A 15,259-nucleotide genomic window follows, 5' to 3' on the forward strand; every position below is an offset into this window, starting at 1 on the left:
GTCACGCTTCAGGCTCCGGCAGGGTCAGATAGGCTTCGCCGAGGAGCCCTTCGGTCTGCTCGCCCGGCAACGCCTCGACTTCGCGCAGCTTGGTGTTCATGACGCGGGTACGGCGTTCCGCCGCTTCGATCGAACGCGTCACCGTCTCGAGCTGCGACTTTGTTTTCGCGAGCACGTCGCCGAATTTGCCGAACTCGGTCTTCACCGCGCCAAGCACCTGCCAGACTTCGCTCGATCGCTTCTCGATCGCAAGCGTGCGGAAGCCCATTTGCAGACTGTTGAGCAATGCCGTAAGCGTGGTCGGTCCCGCGACCGTCACGCGGTACTCGCGCTGGAGCAGATCGGTCAGTCCCGGGCGGCGCAGCACTTCCGCATAAAGACCTTCGGTCGGCAAAAAGAGCAGCGCGAAATCGGTCGTGTGCGGCGGCGCGACATACTTCTCGGCAATCGTGCGCGCTTCGCCGCGCACCCGCGCCTCGAGTGCGCGCGACGCCTCTTCGACGGCCACCGGGTCCGCGCGCTCCTGCGCATCGATGAGCCGCTCGTAGTCCTCGCGCGGAAACTTTGCGTCGATCGGCAGCCAGACCGGGGCGGCCGCCCCGGTTCCCTCGCCGTTGCCGCTCGCGCCGCGGCCCGGCAGCTTGATCGCGAATTCGACGCGCTCGCCGCTCTTCGGCACGGTGGCGACGTTCTTCGCATATTGATCGGGCGTCAGCATCTGCTCGAGCAGCGCCTCGAGCTGAACCTCGCCCCACGTGCCGCGCGTCTTCACGTTCGTCAGCACTTTTTTCAGATCGCCGACGCCGGCCGCGAGCGTCTGCATCTCGCCGAGCCCGCGATGGACCTGCTCGAGCCTGTCCGAGACGAGCTTGAACGATTCGCCGAGTCGTTGCTCGAGCGTTGCATGCAACTTCTCGTCGACGGTGCGGCGCATCTCCTCGAGCTTCGTCGCGTTGTTCGCCTCGATATCCTTGAGACGTTGCTCGAGCGTCGCACGCACTTCCGCGAAGCGGCGATCGTTCGCCTCCATCAATTGAGCGAGCTGCTGTGAAAGCGTATCGCCGAAGCGCTTCAGCGTCGCACTTTGCTCCTCGCGGGCTTCGAGCGCTTGGCGCTGCAAGCTCTCGCGCATCGCGTCGAGTTGCTTCGCGTTCGTATCGATCAATTGGGCGAGGCGCGTCGCAAAGCCGTCGATCTGCTGATTCTGCACGGTCGCCACGCTCGTCAATTGGGCCGCGAGCGTTTGCTGAAACTGCGCGAATCCGCCGCCGAGTTCGACGCGCGACAAGCGCGACGTCTCGGCGATCTCGCCGCGCAGCTCGCGCTCGAGCCGCTCATAGGCGCGTGCTTGCTTTTCGCCGGCCGCCTCGATGCATTCGCCGAGCTCGATGAACGCCGCGCGATCGTTCGCGCGAGCCAGACCGCGCATCAATACGGCCAGCGCCACGGCCAGCGCGATGACGGCGAGCGCCAGCGCGATCGTCAGGATCGTCGTCATGTGCGCGCCTTTCCGAGCACTTCAGGGTTGATCGGGTTCGGCGGCCGCCCCGCGCGCGGCCCCGCCCCGAGCGCCGCGATCAGATTGTCCGCGGCGAGGTTCGCCATCGCGCGGCGCGTCGTTTCGCTCGCGCTCGCGATATGCGGCGTCAGCACGGCGTTCGGTACCTCGAGCAATGCCGCATGCACGCTCGGTTCGCCCTCGAACACATCGAGTCCGGCCGCGGCGATGCGATTCGCTCGCAGCGCCTCGGCGAGCGCGGCATCATCGACGATCCCGCCGCGCGCGATGTTCGTCAGCGTGGCCGTCGGCTTCATCAGCGCCAGCTCGGCGCGCCCGATCGTATGGTGGTTCGCGGGCGTATAGGGCAACACGAGCACGACGTGGTCGGCTTGACGCAGTAGATCCTCTTTCGACCGGTATTCGGCGTTGAGCTCGGCCTCGATCTCGGGCGCCACGCGTGAGCGGTTGTGATAAAGGACGCGCATGGCGAAGCCGCGCGCGCGGCGCGCGAGCGCCTGACCGATTCGCCCCATCCCGACGATGCCGAGCGTCGAGCCATAAATGTCGACCCCGAGAAAGCCGTCGTAACGCCATCCGCGCCACTCGCCCGCGCGCAGCCAGCGCTCGCTCTCCGTTACGCGGCGCGCCGCCGCCATCATCAGTGCCCAGCCGAAATCGGCCGTCGACTCATTGAGCACGTCCGGTGTGTTCGTCGCCAGCACATTGGACGCATTGAACGCGGCGATGTCGAAGTTGTTGTAGCCGACGGCCATATTCGACACGACGCGCAGCCGCGGCGCGGCGGCGAACGTGGCGGCGCCGATAGGATCGCCCGCCGTCAGCGCCCCGTCCTTGTCGGCCAGTCTGCGCACGAGCTCGTCTTGACTCAGTGCAGGTCCGTCGTTCCAATCGACCTCGAAATACTCCCTGAGCCTTTCGACGACATCGGGAAAGATCGAGCGCGCGACCAATACCTTTTGCATCACCTACCCCCGGAAAAAAAGAGCCACGTCGTCAACAGGAAAACGGGCACCAGAATCGCCCCGGCCCAGATAAGATAAGCGAAGAAGCTCGGCATGCGCACGCCGCGCGCTTCGGCGATCGACTTGACCATGAAATTCGGCGCGTTGCCGATATAGCTGTTCGCCCCCATGAAGACGGCCCCGGCCGATATCGCCGCCAGCGTTCTCGCGCCCGAGGTCATCAGCGTTTGCGCGTCGCCGCCCACGAGATTGAAAAAGACGAGGTAGGTCGGCGCGTTGTCGAGAAACGACGAAAGCAGCCCCGTCGCCCAGAAATACATCGCGTCGATCGGCTTGCCCTGCGCATCGGTCACGAGATCGACGACAGGCGCGAAGGCGCCCTCCGCCCCGGCGCGCAGCATCATGATCACGGGCGCGATCGTGACGAAGATGCCCGCGAAAAGCTTGGCCACCTCGACGATCGCCCCCCAGTTGAACGCGTTGCCGACTCGCGCCGAGCGCGGCGTGATCGCGAGCGAGAGCAGCGTGAACGCGACGAGCGCCACGTCGCGCAAGCCGTTTTGCAACTCGACGGGCGCGCCGAATACGGCGAACTCGACGCCGGGGTTCCAGATTCCGCTCGCCAGCACCAGCGCGACGACGAGCGCGAGCAGCACGAAGTTCACCTTCCCTTCGATGAAGACGCCGCGCGTATCGGGCGTCGGATCGAGGAACGCCGCCCTTTCCTCGGCCGCCCCCTCGCGGCAGTGATGGAAGTACGAGTCGAGCGCATAGAAAAGCGCGAGCAACACCGCGCATATGAACAGCATCGGCAACGCAAGGTGCCGCGTCGTCCAGAAAAAGCTCACACCGTTCAGGAAGCCGAGAAAGAGCGGTGGATCGCCGAGCGGCGAGAGCGAACCTCCCGCATTGGCGACGAGAAAAATAAAGAACACGACGACGTGCACCACATGTTTGCGATTGTCGTTCGCGCGCAGCAACGGGCGAATCAGCAGCATCGCCGCTCCCGTCGTGCCCATGACGCTCGCGAGCAGCGTGCCGAGCGCGAGGATCGCCGTATTGACTTTCGGCGAGCCATGCAGATTCCCGCGTACGCAGATGCCGCCCGCGATCGTGTAAAGCGCGGTGAGAAGCACGATGAAAGGCACGTACTCGGTAACGAGCGCATGGGCGAGCGTGCTGAGCGCGGCCGGCGCGCCGAAAGCATAGGCGAACGGCGCGAGCAGCGCGGCAGCCCATGCGGCGGCGACCTTGCCGAAGTGGCGATGCCAGAACCCGGGCGCAACGAGTGGCCCGATCGCGATCGACAGCAAAATGCCCGCGAACGGCAAAGCCCAGAGCGGAGATAGCTTTGCGCCGTCGAGCGTGGCGGCCGTGACGCTTTGCGACCAGAAGCCCAACGCGAGCGCGGCCGTGACCATCGCGCTCGCTGGCGCGCTGTTTCGAGTCCTCATCCGGGTTAGGCGCCGATGATGACGATCGCGTGCACGCGGTATGGACCGTGTGCGCCGAGAACGATGGTTTGCTCGATGTCGCCGGTGCGCGAAGGCCCCGACACGAAGTTGACCGCACGCGGCAACTCGCCGCGCTCCGCGCGCATCAGCGCGAACGCTTCCTCATGAGCGGCGACGATCCGCGAGGCCGGCACGACCGCGATGTGCGTCTCGGGCAGCAGCGCCGCGGACACTTCCGTGCCCGGCGCCGAGAGCAACACGAGCGAACCGGTCTCGGCCGTCGCGCAAAAACAGCCGGTAATGCCGACGAGATCGGAATCGCGCGGTGCCCGGAACTCGACGGCGATACCGGCTTGATCCCATGCAACCGCCTCGAGCGAGCGCCAAGCGACAGCGTGTGTCGGCAGGCCGTTCGCGTTCAAGTAGCGCAGCGCCGCCGCCGGCGCGTCGGCGAGCGTCGCCACTTCCTCCACCGACGTCGCCATCGCGCGCGCTTCATCGATGAAGCGCGCGATCAGCCCCGCCGCGTCGGTCGGCATCGGCGGGCGCGGCCCCGCCGGATGGCGCACGAGATAATCGGCCGCGGCCTCGAGCTCGGCCGGCTCTGGCTGCGCCGCACGGCCGCTCGCGGCGCGTATGCGCGCGAGAATGTTGCGGCGGGCCGCCGACGTATCCATGACCTTCTCCATTTTGCGAGGCGAAATCGAACAAGAACGGTCGATTATAGCGGCGGTGTTTTTTGGGATAAACCAGCCGTCAAGCCAATCCGCGCGCGCATCGCGAGGACGCCCGCGCGCTCATTCCGACTGGTCGGGCCTATCCTCGACGGGCGCCTCGATACCGAAGACCTGACGCAGATAGGCGATATACGCCTTGTCGTCACACATGTTCTTGCCGGGCGAGTCGGACAGCTTCGCGACCGGCTGGCCGTTGCAGCGAACCATCTTGATGACGATCTGCAACGGGCTGTAGCCGAGGTCGTTCGTGAGGTTCGTGCCGACGCCGAACGCGAGCCGGCAACGCCCGCGGAACCGCTCGTAGAGCTTGAGCACCTTCGGAATGTCGAGCGCGTCCGAGAAGACGAGCACCTTCGTGCGCGGATCGCAGCGATTTTCCTCGTAGTGACGCAAGAGCGCCTCGCCCCATTCGAACGGATCGCCCGAATCGTGCCGCGCGCCGTCGAAGAGCTTGCAGAAATACATGTCGAAGTCGTTCAGGAACGCCTTCATGCCATAGACGTCGGAAAGCGCGATGCCGAGGTCGCCGCGGTACTCCTTCGCCCAGACTTCGAAACCGTAGGTCTGCGAGTCGCGCAGCCTCGGGCCGAGCGCCTGACATGCCTGCAGGTATTCGTGCGCCATCGTGCCGAGCGGCGTCAGGTCGTGCTTTTTCGCGTAGTAGACGTTGCTCGTGCCGGCGAGCTGCGCGCCGATGCCATCCATCAACGTGAGAATGACCTCTTCATGCCAGCGCTTCGAGAAACGCCTGCGCGTCCCGTAATCGGCGATCTTGCACTCAGCGAGCTCGGGCCGCGCGAGCAGCGCGATCTTCTCGCGCAAACGATCGCGGCCGATCTGATAGTCGGGGTCGCGCTGCGTGTTGCGGAAGTACACCTCGTTGACGATCGCAAGCACCGGGATCTCGAAGAGGATCGTATGGAGCCATGGGCCGTTGATGACGATGTCGATTTCGCCATTGCCTTTCGCGGAGGGTTCGACCGAAATGTACTTTTCGTTCAGGTGAAAGAGCGCCAGGAAGTCGATGAAATCGCTCTTGATGAAGCGCATGCGACGCAGATAGTCGAGCTCGTCTTCGCCGAAGCGCAGCTGGCAGAGCTTGCCGATCTCCTCGCGGATCTCGTCGACGTACGGGACGAGATTTACGTTCGGCGTGCGGCAGCGGAAGCGATATTCCACTGTCGCGGCGGGGAAATGATGCAAGACGACTTGCATCATCGTGAACTTGTAGAGATCGGTGTCGATGAGCGATGTGATGATCATGATCGAAGCCGGAGCGCGAACGGTCGAGGCGCGCCGGGCACGACGCACGGCGCCCGCCGCTGCCGCATGTTACCCGAACCGCGGTCGCCAGGCCTCGCGCGTGCAGCATGGCAATCGCCCATAAACTAATCACGAATCGATCTAAGCCGCCGCTCGGGCCCGTGCCCATTGGTGCCTTGGCATTACGCTACAATATCCTGTTTGCGTACCCGGCATCTTAAAATACCGCGTTTGCGTCCTCTTCCGATACCCTGAGTGCAGGAGCTTGAATGACTCACGTTGTGACCGAAAGCTGCATCAAGTGCAAATATACGGACTGCGTCGACGTTTGTCCGGTGGATTGCTTTCGCGAAGGTCCCAACTTCCTCGCGATCGATCCCGATGAATGCATCGACTGTGCCGTCTGCGTAGCCGAGTGCCCGGTGAACGCGATCTATGCCGAGGAAGACGTTCCCGGCGATCAGCAGCAATTCGTCGCGCTCAACGCCGACTTGTCCAAGAACTGGCCGAGCATCACGAAGACCAAGGGTTCGCTCCCGGAGGCGGACGAGTGGAAGGACGTGCAAGAGAAGCTGAATCTGCTCGAGCGTTGAAATAGCGCGTTGGCGCATGCCCCTGATCTCCTGGGCGATTTCATTCAAAGGAAGTTGCGGGACAGGGCACTAGGTTTCCTCGGCTCATGTTCGCATCAGGCTCGCACGGCGCGAGCCCTCTCGCCGTCCCGGGAAGCGCGGCTGCGCGCTTCATCCGCGTGACGCCCGCGCGGGCAGCCGCGAGAGACCGAAGGTATTGACAGGGTACGCTTCGGTTCATACAATCTCGTTTCTCAGCTGTTCCCCGATAGCTCAGTCGGTAGAGCGCCGGACTGTTAATCCGTAGGTCCCTGGTTCGAGCCCAGGTCGGGGAGCCAAAGAAATGCGTACGAAAAGAGCCCGTTCGAGAAAACGGGCTCTTTTTCATCAAGACTTGTCATTGTCGATCCCCGATAGCTCAGTCGGTAGAGCGCCGGACTGTTAATCCGTAGGTCCCTGGTTCGAGCCCAGGTCGGGGAGCCAAGCTTGAAAGGGGCGGCGTGCAAACGCCGCCCCTTTTTCATTCGATGTTTCGATGTCGCGGGCGTTTTCGGTATCGGCCGGGCTCGAGCTCGATGCCGGCCGACCGGCGGCATCGCGGCCTCCATCCGTAAGGCCGCTTGCAAAGTCTTCCGAACGGCTTAGTCTTCTCGGATATGAGTACGACGACGAATGCGCCCCGCTTTCGCGACTTCGCCCGTTTCTGGCGCAGCCCGCTCGTGCCTGGCGCCGATATGCTGACGGCCGAATACCGCGAGCACGAGTTCGCGCCGCATTGGCACGAAGCCTATACCGTGCCCGTCATCGAAGCGGGCGCGGAAGCCTATGCCTATTGCGGCGCGCGCCGCGTCGCCGAGGCAGGGTCCGTTCCGATCGTCAATCCCGGCGAAGTCCACACGGGCTCGCGCGCGATCGAAGCCGGCTGGCGCTATCGCGTCTTCTATGTCCCCGTCGACTATGTCCAGCGGCTCGCCGACGAGATCGCGGGCAAACCGCAGCCGCTGCCGTGGTTTCCCCTTGAGCCGATCCACGATGCCGATCTTGCCGCCCGCATCGGCCACGCGCACCGCGCGCTCGAAGCCGGCGCCGATTCGCTCGCGGGCGAAACGGCGCTCGTCGATGCCCTCTCGACGCTCCTCGTGCGTCATGCGCAGCGGCAGCCCGACGCGGCGCGGCCGGCCGACGACGCGCCGCGCGTGGCGACGATGAAAGCGCGGCTTGCGGCCAATCTCGTCGAGCCGGTGACGCTGACTGAGCTCGCGGAAGTGGTGGGCCTTTCGCCGTTTCATGCGGCGCGCCTCTTCGCGCAGGCCACGGGCTTGCCGCCGCATGCCTGGCGCAACCAACTGCGGTTGCAGCGCGCGCTCGCACCGCTGCGCGCCGGCGCGTCCATCACTGAAGTCGCCGCCGCGAGCGGCTTCACCGATCAGAGCCACTTCACGCGGCATTTCCGCCGCATGTTCGGCGTGCCGCCCGGCCGTTGGCAGGCGGGCTGAGGCGCGGCCGGCGCCCCACCCGCATCGCCAGCGCAAGAACGTACAAGCGCCGTCCTCCTGTCGGGCGTTAAGCTCGACGGCAAAGGAGGAGCGTTAAATTGGTCGAATCGAACACCCGCACTTCGCTCAGCGAATTCGCCGAAGGCGCCCGCGATACGATTCCGATGATGGTCGGCGCGGCGCCGTTCGGCGTGATTTTCGGCACGCTCGTCACATCGGGCCCGCTGCAACTCTGGCAAGGTCAGCTGATGTCGCTCGCCGTCTTCGCCGGATCGGCGCAATTCATCGCGCTCGGCCTCATCGCCGGTCATGCGGGATTCGCCGTCGTGCTGGCAACGACGCTCGTCGTCAATCTGCGTCACCTGCTCTACAGCGCGACACTCGCTCCGTATGTGGCGCGGCTGCCCGCGCGCTGGCGCTGGGCGCTCGCCGCGCTGCTGACCGACGAGGTGTTCGCCGTCGCCTACGCTCGCTATCGCCACGCGCCGCCCGGCGCGATCGGCCCGCACTACTTCCTGGGCTCGGGCGTCGCCATGTACGTGAACTGGCAGCTCTGGACGCTGGCCGGGCTGCTCTTCGGCGCCGCCTTCCCGCGATTGCAGTCGCTCGGGCTCGATTTCGCGATGGTCGCCACGTTCATTGCGATCGTCGTGCCGCAGCTCGTCGCCGTGCGCTATATCGCAGCGGCCGCGACAGCCGGCACGCTCGCTTGGGCTTGCCATGCCTGGCCATACAAGCTCGGGCTGCTGGCGGCCGTCGCGGGCGGCGTCGCGGTGGGCGTCGTCCTGTCGCGGCGCCAGTCGACGCCCCATCGAGCCGGCAGGCGCTGCGAAGGCCAGTCGTGCGCCGAAGCCGGAGTGACGCGATGAACTATGTGCTGCTGATCCTCGGCATGGCCGTCGTCACCTGCCTCATTCGCGCGGCCGTTTTCGTGCTCGGCGAGCGCATCGTCTTTCCGCCGCTCGTGCGCACGGCGCTCGGCTTCGTGCCCGTCACCGTTCTCACGGCCATCATCGTCCCGATGGCCGTCGCGCCACACGGCGGCGGCGCCGAGCTGACATGGCGCAATCCGCAGCTCGTCGGCGCGCTCGCGGCCGTCGTGATTTCGGCCGTCACGCGCCGGCCGCTCGTCACGATCGCCGTCGGCCTCGCCGTATTCTTCGCCTGGCAAGCGTTCGTCACGGGTTGAAGGGCCCGCATGCTCGATGCGGGCGAGAGCCGGCCCTCAAGTTTGTCCGATTGCCGCCGATAAAGAGCCGTACAGCGTTTCTCGGCCGCAGCCCGGGCTGATTCCGCGGACCTTCCGGCGCGAGCGGCGCCGGGGGGCCGCACGAACGCGTCCGCGCGGCAGACCGCCAGTATCGCGCTGCCGCCCGCGGCGCCGGGCACACGGACTCGCTCTCAGGACATCTATGGGCCACATCACCCTTTCACTTCGTGACGAGACGATCGCTTCTCTGCAAAAGGACTTCGAAGCCTTCGTGCGCGTGTCGCTGAAGCTCGATCCGCAGTTCGCGACACCGTCGTTCGAGGACTTCCTGCGCGCGAAGCTGCTCGACAACATGGTGCCGCTGACCGAGCATGCAGTGCAGCGGATGCTGCAAGGCGGCCAGTACGCCTGGGCCAAGCGCACGCTCGACAAGGAATTCCCCGATGTCGTCGCGATCCTCGTGCGGCAGGCCGAGGACCACGGCTTCGCCTTCGCCGTGCGCTCCGAATGGACGCCCGACGAGCTCGCGAAGGCCTGTCGTGAGTGGGCGGCGGCGATCGTCAAAGAGGCGGGCGGCGACGCGTCGCTCATCGACCCTCTCGCGGCGCAAATCAAGTCCTCCGCGCGCGACATCCAGTCGCTCGAGGAAAAGATGCAGACCCCCGCCTGGCGGCTCGCGGAATCGCTGCGGCAGCGCGTCTACGAGGCGAAGATCGCCTGCGAGACGAGCGTCGGCAGCACGGCGCGCGAGAAACTCGGCGAGCTGCGCGGGCTGCTCAAGCTCGGGCTCTCGCACGGTTCTTTTCAAAAGCAGGAAGCTCAGCAGATCATGGAATTCCTGCGGCTGCTCAAGCCGGAGATCTTCGTCGAGGAACCCTACGACATCTTCTCGCGCATGGCCGCCTGGCTGCGCAACTTCTTCATGGCCCCGGTGCGGCCGCCCCAGCCCGAACAGCGCCGCCAGCGCTGATCCTCGGTCGGCCCGTTCGCTTCGACCGTTTTGTTCGCGGGCCCGGTTCCGAGCGATTCGGAAAAGTCCGGTTCACGCGGCGCCCCGCTTGGCTTATCATGCGTGCCCTTACTCCGTTTCACGGAGCGCATACTGGCATGGCCAACCTCGATTTCACGCTGACGGGCGAGTACGTCGAACTGCACAACCTGCTCAAGCTGATGGGCCTCGCCGATAGCGGAGGCGCGGCAAAATCGCTCGTCGCGGCGGGCGCCGTGAAGGTCGACGGCCGCGTCGAGCTGCGCAAGACCTGCAAGATCCGCGCGGGCCAGGTCGTCCTGCTCGGCGATGCGCGTATCGCCGTGCACGAAGCCGTCTGACGATTGAGCGGACCGGAACAGTCCGCGCCACTCGCCGGGCTGACTGTTCATCGACAGTTGCGCCGCCAGGCAATAAGCTGTTCATCTTTCAGATCAATAACACGCCAGGGCGCCACGGATCGGCGCCGGTTCCGAGGCTTTTCGTTCTGCTATCCGCCATGTCGCATTCCGGACACGCGGCCGCCGCGCCGCCCACTTTCACCCGCCATGCGGCCGAGACGGCGCGGCTCGCGGCGCCGCTCGCCATCGCCCAACTGTCGCAGATGGCGATGGGCGTCACCGATACGATTCTGCTCGGCGCGCTGGGCCCGGAGGCCATCGCCGCCGGCGGCCTCGGCGCGGGCACGTTTTTCGTCGTCGCGACGCTGCTGCAAGGCGTGCTGACCTCGGTCAGCGTCACGGTCGCCAACGCACGCGGGGCCCAGGCCGATCACCACGTGCCGCACATCTATTGGACTGGCCTTCTGCTGTCGGCGCTGCTCGCCATACCTGCCTTCGTCCTGCTTTCGTTTACGGAGCCGATCCTGCTCAGCTTCGGCGAGCCGGCCGCGCTTGCGCACGACGTCGGCGCCTACACCGCCGTGCTGCGCTGGGCATCGCTGGGCAGCCTCATCGGCGTCGGCATGATGCGCGCGTTTTTGCCGGCTATCGGCGCAGGCAAGCGCCTGCTGTGGATCTCGATCGGTAGCGTCGGCATCAACGGCGTGCTCAACTACGGTCTCATTCACGGCGCCTACGGGCTGCCGCGCCTCGGCCTGCTCGGCTCGGCCACCGCCACGACGGCAACCGTATGGCTGACGGCGATCGCGCTCGTGGCCTGGCTCCACGGCCGCCCGCGGTATCGGCATTTCGTCGCGGCAAAGCGGCCCAACGCGCCGCTCATGGGAGAGCTGCTCGGCATCGGCTGGCCCGTGGCCATCACCTATGGCGTCGAGTCGACGCTCTTCCTCGCAACCGGCCTCATGATCGGTCTGCTGGGGCCGACGCCGCTCGCCGCGCACCAGATCGCCCTCAGCGTGGCGTCCGTCACGTTCATGGTGCCTCTCGCGATCGGACAGGCCGCCAATGTACGCGTGGGCTACTGGATGGGCGCCAGACAACCGCTCGCCGCGCGTCATGCGGGCTTTGTCGCGCTCGGGCTCGGCGTCGCCTTCATGTCCCTGACTGGGCTCGTCTTCATCACGGCGCCGCGCGCAATCGTCGGACTTTACTTGCGCCTCGACGATCCCGCGAATGTACAAACGGCAGCGATCGCTGCCTCGCTGCTCGGCGTCGCGGCCGTATTTCAGATCGTCGACGGGATGCAGGCGATCGGCTCCGGTTGCCTGCGTGGTCTGAAGGACACGCGGATCCCGATGCTCGCCGCCGCGTTCGGCTACTGGGGCATCGGGTTTCCAACCGGGTATCTGCTTGCCTTTCACGCGGGCCTCGGCGCACGCGGCCTGTGGTGGGGACTCGCGGCGGGGCTGGCTAGCGTCGCCGCGCTCATGACGTTTCGATTCGAGCGGATGACGCGCACGCGGTCGTGAGAGGTTTTCTCGCGGACGCTGGCACCGGTGGGAGAAAACAGGAACATTCCTTGCAGAGCGTTAGAATCTCTATCCGTGTCGGAGCAAACCGCGCTCGGCCGCAACGCGACTGTCATGCACCCAGAAAGGAAACCCGCCGTCCCGTTCATCGCGCGCCTCGCAATGGCCCTGTTTGCCTTGCTCATGGCAGCCTGCTCCTCGCTCCCGCCGGCGACGTCTCTCGATCGTCCCGTCACCCATGCGCTCGCGGACCCGCAAGCGACGCCGCTCGGCCAGGCACTCGCCCCGCTCGACGCCGCGCACCCGGGCCAATCGGGTTTTCGTCTGCTCTCGAACGGGACCGACGCTCTACAAATGCGGATCGCGCTGGCCCGCGCGGCGACGAAAACGCTCGACCTTCAGTACTACATCGCCGCCGAGGACACGACAGGAAGGCTATTGCTCGCCGCCGCGCTCTATGCAGCCGATCGCGGCGTGCGCGTGCGGATGCTCGTCGACGATCTCAACCTCGACGATAGCCGGCACCTGCTCGCCGCGCTTGCCACCCATCCGTCGATCGAGGTCCGCGTCTTCAATCCGTTCGGCGCTACGCGCAGCAGCTTCTTCACGCGAACCGAGGACGTCTTCACGCGCATCGACCGCTTCACGCGCCGTATGCACAACAAGGCGATGATCGTCGATGGCTCGGTCGCCATCGTCGGTGGCCGCAACCTCGGCGACGAGTATTTCAGCGCGAGCCCGACGCTGGACTTTCGCGACATCGACGCGCTGGCGGCGGGGCCCATCGTCGAGCAGATTTCAACGAGCTTCGATACGTTTTGGAATAGCGCCCTTGCCTACCCGCTCGCCGTGCGCGACCGGCATCGCTACAAGATGGCCGATCTGCATGCGGCGCGTGAAGCGCTGCGGGCGCATTGGCGTGCCGAGGCACAGGCGGTCGGCGCGAAGCCGCTCAACAGCGCGCCGCTCGCGACGCAAATTGCCGATGGCCAGCTGGGCCTCGTCTGGGCGCCGGCACAGTTCCTCTACGATTCGCCGCGCAAGGTGACGGCGACCGACGGCGACTATCAGAGCCCGCCGATGCATCGGCTCGCGGAACTGCTGCAAGGCGCTCAGCACGAGGTGCTGATGCTGTCGCCCTACTTCGTGCCGCACGATGCCGGCGTCAAATTGCTCGGCGACCTCACGAAGCGTGGCGTGCGCGTCGCCGTCGTGACGAACTCGATGGCGTCGACCGATGCCGTCGCGGTGCAGGCCGGCTACAGCCCCTACCGGATCCCGTTGCTGAAGGAAGGGGTCGAACTCTACGAATTTCAGCCGTTGCAGCGCGACGGCCGGCGCTACTTCTCAGGTTCTAATTCACGCTCGAGCCTGCACGCGAAAACCTACGTGATCGACCGGCATACGCTCGTGATCGGCTCGATGAATCTCGATCCGCGCTCGGCCTTTCTCAACACCGAACTGGCGCTCTTCATCGAGAGTCCTGAACTCGCCGCGGCCGACGCGGCGCTGATCGAGCACGCGATGTCGCCCGACTCGAGCTACCGCGTCCGGCTCGCGACGCCGCAAGAGAACGCCCAACTGCACGCGCTCGGCGTCCCCGCTTCGGGCCTGGTCTGGACCGGCGACGATCATTTCGCCTCGCACAACCTCCCGCATACATGGTCCTTCGATCCGCAGGCGGGATTCGTACGCAATGCGCTGACGGGTTTATTCTTGCTATTGCCGATCGATTCCCAGCTGTGACCGGAGCCACTCATGACGGACAACACCGAAGACGTACGGATGGAGCGCGACACGTTCGGCGAGATCGCCGTGCCGAGCGCGCGTCTGTGGGGCGCGCAGACGCAGCGCTCGCTGCAGAACTTCAAAATTTCCACGGAAAAGCAGTCGCCCGAGATCATCACCGCGCTTGCTCTCATCAAGCGCGCGGCGGCCGAAGTCAACCTCGAGCTCGGCGTGCTTGCCGAAGACAAGGCCCGCGCGATCATGCAGGCGGCCGACGAGATCATCGAGGGCCGGCATGCCGGCGAGTTTCCGCTCGCGGTCTGGCAAACGGGCTCAGGCACGCAGACGAACATGAACCTCAACGAGGTCATCGCGAACCGAGCGAGCGAAATTCTCGGCGGTGAGCGCGGAATGGCCCGCAAGGTTCATCCGAACGACGACGTGAACCGCGGGCAGTCTTCGAACGACGTATTCCCGACGGCCATGCACGTCGCCGCCGCCACGGGCATCGTCAAGCATCTGCTCCCGGCGCTCTCGACGCTGCGCTCGACGCTCGACGCGAAGGCGCGTGCGTTCGCCGGTATCGTCAAGATCGGCCGCACGCACCTGCAGGACGCGACGCCGCTCACGCTCGGCCAGGAGTTCTCAGGCTACGTCGCTCAGCTCGAGCACGGTATCGCGCACGTCGAGTCGGCGCTCCCGCATCTGTACGAGCTCGCGCAGGGCGGCACCGCAGTCGGCACGGGACTGAACGCGCATCCGCAATTCGCGGACCGCGTGGCGGCCACGATCGCGCGCCTGACGGGGCTCCCGTTCGTCAGCGCGCCAAACAAGTTCGAGGTCATGGCCGCGGCCGACGCGCTCGTGTTCGCGCACGGCGCTTTGAAGACAGTGGCCGCGAGCCTGATGAAGATCGCCAACGACATTCGCTGGCTCGCGAGCGGCCCGCGCTGCGGGCTCGGCGAAATCTCGATCCCCGAAAACGAGCCGGGGAGCTCGATCATGCCCGGCAAGGTCAATCCGACGCAATCCGAAGCCGTGACGATGCTGTGCTGCCAGATATTCGGGAACGATGTGGCGATCAATATCGGGGGGGCGAGCGGCAATTTCGAGCTCAACGTGTTCCGGCCGATGATCGCGCATAACCTGCTGCAGTCGACCCGATTGCTCGCCGATGGCGCGCAGAGCTTCAACGATCACTGCGCGGTCGGTATCGAGCCGAATCGCGAGCGCATCGATACGCTGCTCAACGAATCGTTGATGCTCGTGACGGCGCTCAATCCACACATCGGCTACGACAAAGCCGCGCAGATCGCAAAAAAGGCGCACAAGGAAGGCTCGACGCTGAAGGCCGCCGCGCTCGCGCTCGGCTATGTGACGGAGCAGCAGTTCGACGAGTGGGTGGTACCCGCGGACATGGTTGGCGGGCACGGCCAGTGAGGTGACGCGCGGGGCGC

The 15,259-nt window shown here is 65.7% G+C and carries 14 protein-coding genes and 2 tRNA genes; 11 read left to right on the plus strand and 5 right to left on the minus strand.

Features of this window, described 5'->3' with window-relative positions; genetic code table 11:
* Position 1: 1 nt before the first annotated feature.
* The 5 genes from rmuC to pncB form a co-directional block, all read right to left on the minus strand.
* A complete protein-coding gene (gene rmuC / locus AB4Y31_RS19145; RefSeq protein ID WP_368675254.1) occupies positions 2 to 1,498 on the minus strand; it encodes a DNA recombination protein RmuC in 1,497 nt (498 codons plus the stop codon).
* A complete protein-coding gene (locus AB4Y31_RS19150; protein ID WP_368675255.1) occupies positions 1,495 to 2,484 on the minus strand; it encodes a 2-hydroxyacid dehydrogenase in 990 nt (329 codons plus the stop codon). The genes rmuC and AB4Y31_RS19150 overlap by 4 nt, the downstream gene beginning before the upstream one ends.
* Complete coding sequence (locus AB4Y31_RS19155) at positions 2,484 to 3,905, minus strand: sodium:proton antiporter (RefSeq protein ID WP_368675343.1); 1,422 nt, start codon at positions 3,903 to 3,905, stop codon at positions 2,484 to 2,486. The genes AB4Y31_RS19150 and AB4Y31_RS19155 overlap by 1 nt, the downstream gene beginning before the upstream one ends.
* A gap of 38 nt (positions 3,906 to 3,943) precedes the next feature.
* A complete protein-coding gene (locus tag AB4Y31_RS19160) occupies positions 3,944 to 4,615 on the minus strand; it encodes a lactate utilization protein C (RefSeq protein ID WP_368675256.1) in 672 nt (223 codons plus the stop codon).
* A gap of 120 nt (positions 4,616 to 4,735) precedes the next feature.
* Entirely contained in the window at positions 4,736 to 5,938 is a 1,203-nt protein-coding gene (gene pncB / locus AB4Y31_RS19165; protein ID WP_368675257.1) for a nicotinate phosphoribosyltransferase, read from the minus strand.
* 269 nt (positions 5,939 to 6,207) lie between these two features.
* Between pncB and fdxA the strand changes: the two genes are divergently transcribed.
* From fdxA to fumC, 11 genes are all read left to right on the plus strand, one after another.
* Positions 6,208 to 6,531, plus strand: coding sequence for a ferredoxin FdxA (fdxA, locus tag AB4Y31_RS19170; protein WP_368675258.1), 324 nt, complete (start codon positions 6,208 to 6,210; stop codon positions 6,529 to 6,531).
* A 241-nt stretch (positions 6,532 to 6,772) separates the two neighbouring features.
* Positions 6,773 to 6,848 (plus strand) — tRNA-Asn (locus tag AB4Y31_RS19175).
* Between the two features lie 69 nt (positions 6,849 to 6,917).
* Positions 6,918 to 6,993, plus strand: a tRNA-Asn gene (locus tag AB4Y31_RS19180).
* Between the two features lie 173 nt (positions 6,994 to 7,166).
* On the plus strand, positions 7,167 to 8,006 hold the full coding sequence (locus AB4Y31_RS19185; protein ID WP_368675259.1) for an AraC family transcriptional regulator: 840 nt from the start codon (positions 7,167 to 7,169) through the stop codon (positions 8,004 to 8,006).
* 164 nt (positions 8,007 to 8,170) lie between these two features.
* A complete protein-coding gene (locus tag AB4Y31_RS19190) occupies positions 8,171 to 8,875 on the plus strand; it encodes an AzlC family ABC transporter permease (protein WP_368675344.1) in 705 nt (234 codons plus the stop codon).
* Complete coding sequence (locus AB4Y31_RS19195) at positions 8,872 to 9,195, plus strand: AzlD domain-containing protein (protein ID WP_368675260.1); 324 nt, start codon at positions 8,872 to 8,874, stop codon at positions 9,193 to 9,195. Before AB4Y31_RS19190 ends, AB4Y31_RS19195 begins: the two co-directional genes overlap by 4 nt.
* 223 nt (positions 9,196 to 9,418) lie before the next feature.
* On the plus strand, positions 9,419 to 10,186 hold the full coding sequence (locus AB4Y31_RS19200; RefSeq protein ID WP_018441548.1) for a DUF4088 domain-containing protein: 768 nt from the start codon (positions 9,419 to 9,421) through the stop codon (positions 10,184 to 10,186).
* 137 nt (positions 10,187 to 10,323) lie between these two features.
* Positions 10,324 to 10,545 (plus strand): RNA-binding S4 domain-containing protein, encoded by a 222-nt coding sequence (locus tag AB4Y31_RS19205; protein ID WP_018441547.1) that lies wholly within the window; start codon positions 10,324 to 10,326, stop codon positions 10,543 to 10,545.
* A gap of 158 nt (positions 10,546 to 10,703) precedes the next feature.
* Positions 10,704 to 12,074, plus strand: coding sequence for an MATE family efflux transporter (locus tag AB4Y31_RS19210; RefSeq protein WP_368675261.1), 1,371 nt, complete (start codon positions 10,704 to 10,706; stop codon positions 12,072 to 12,074).
* 162 nt (positions 12,075 to 12,236) lie between these two features.
* Positions 12,237 to 13,820 (plus strand): phospholipase D family protein, encoded by a 1,584-nt coding sequence (locus AB4Y31_RS19215; RefSeq protein ID WP_368675345.1) that lies wholly within the window; start codon positions 12,237 to 12,239, stop codon positions 13,818 to 13,820.
* Between the two features lie 39 nt (positions 13,821 to 13,859).
* Positions 13,860 to 15,242, plus strand: a complete 1,383-nt coding sequence (gene fumC / locus AB4Y31_RS19220) for a class II fumarate hydratase (RefSeq protein WP_368675346.1) — start codon at positions 13,860 to 13,862, stop codon at positions 15,240 to 15,242.
* Positions 15,243 to 15,259 lie beyond the last annotated feature (17 nt).

The organism is Trinickia sp. EG282A (assembly GCF_040965455.1).
GTDB classification, from domain to species: Bacteria; Pseudomonadota; Gammaproteobacteria; order Burkholderiales; family Burkholderiaceae; genus Trinickia; species Trinickia symbiotica.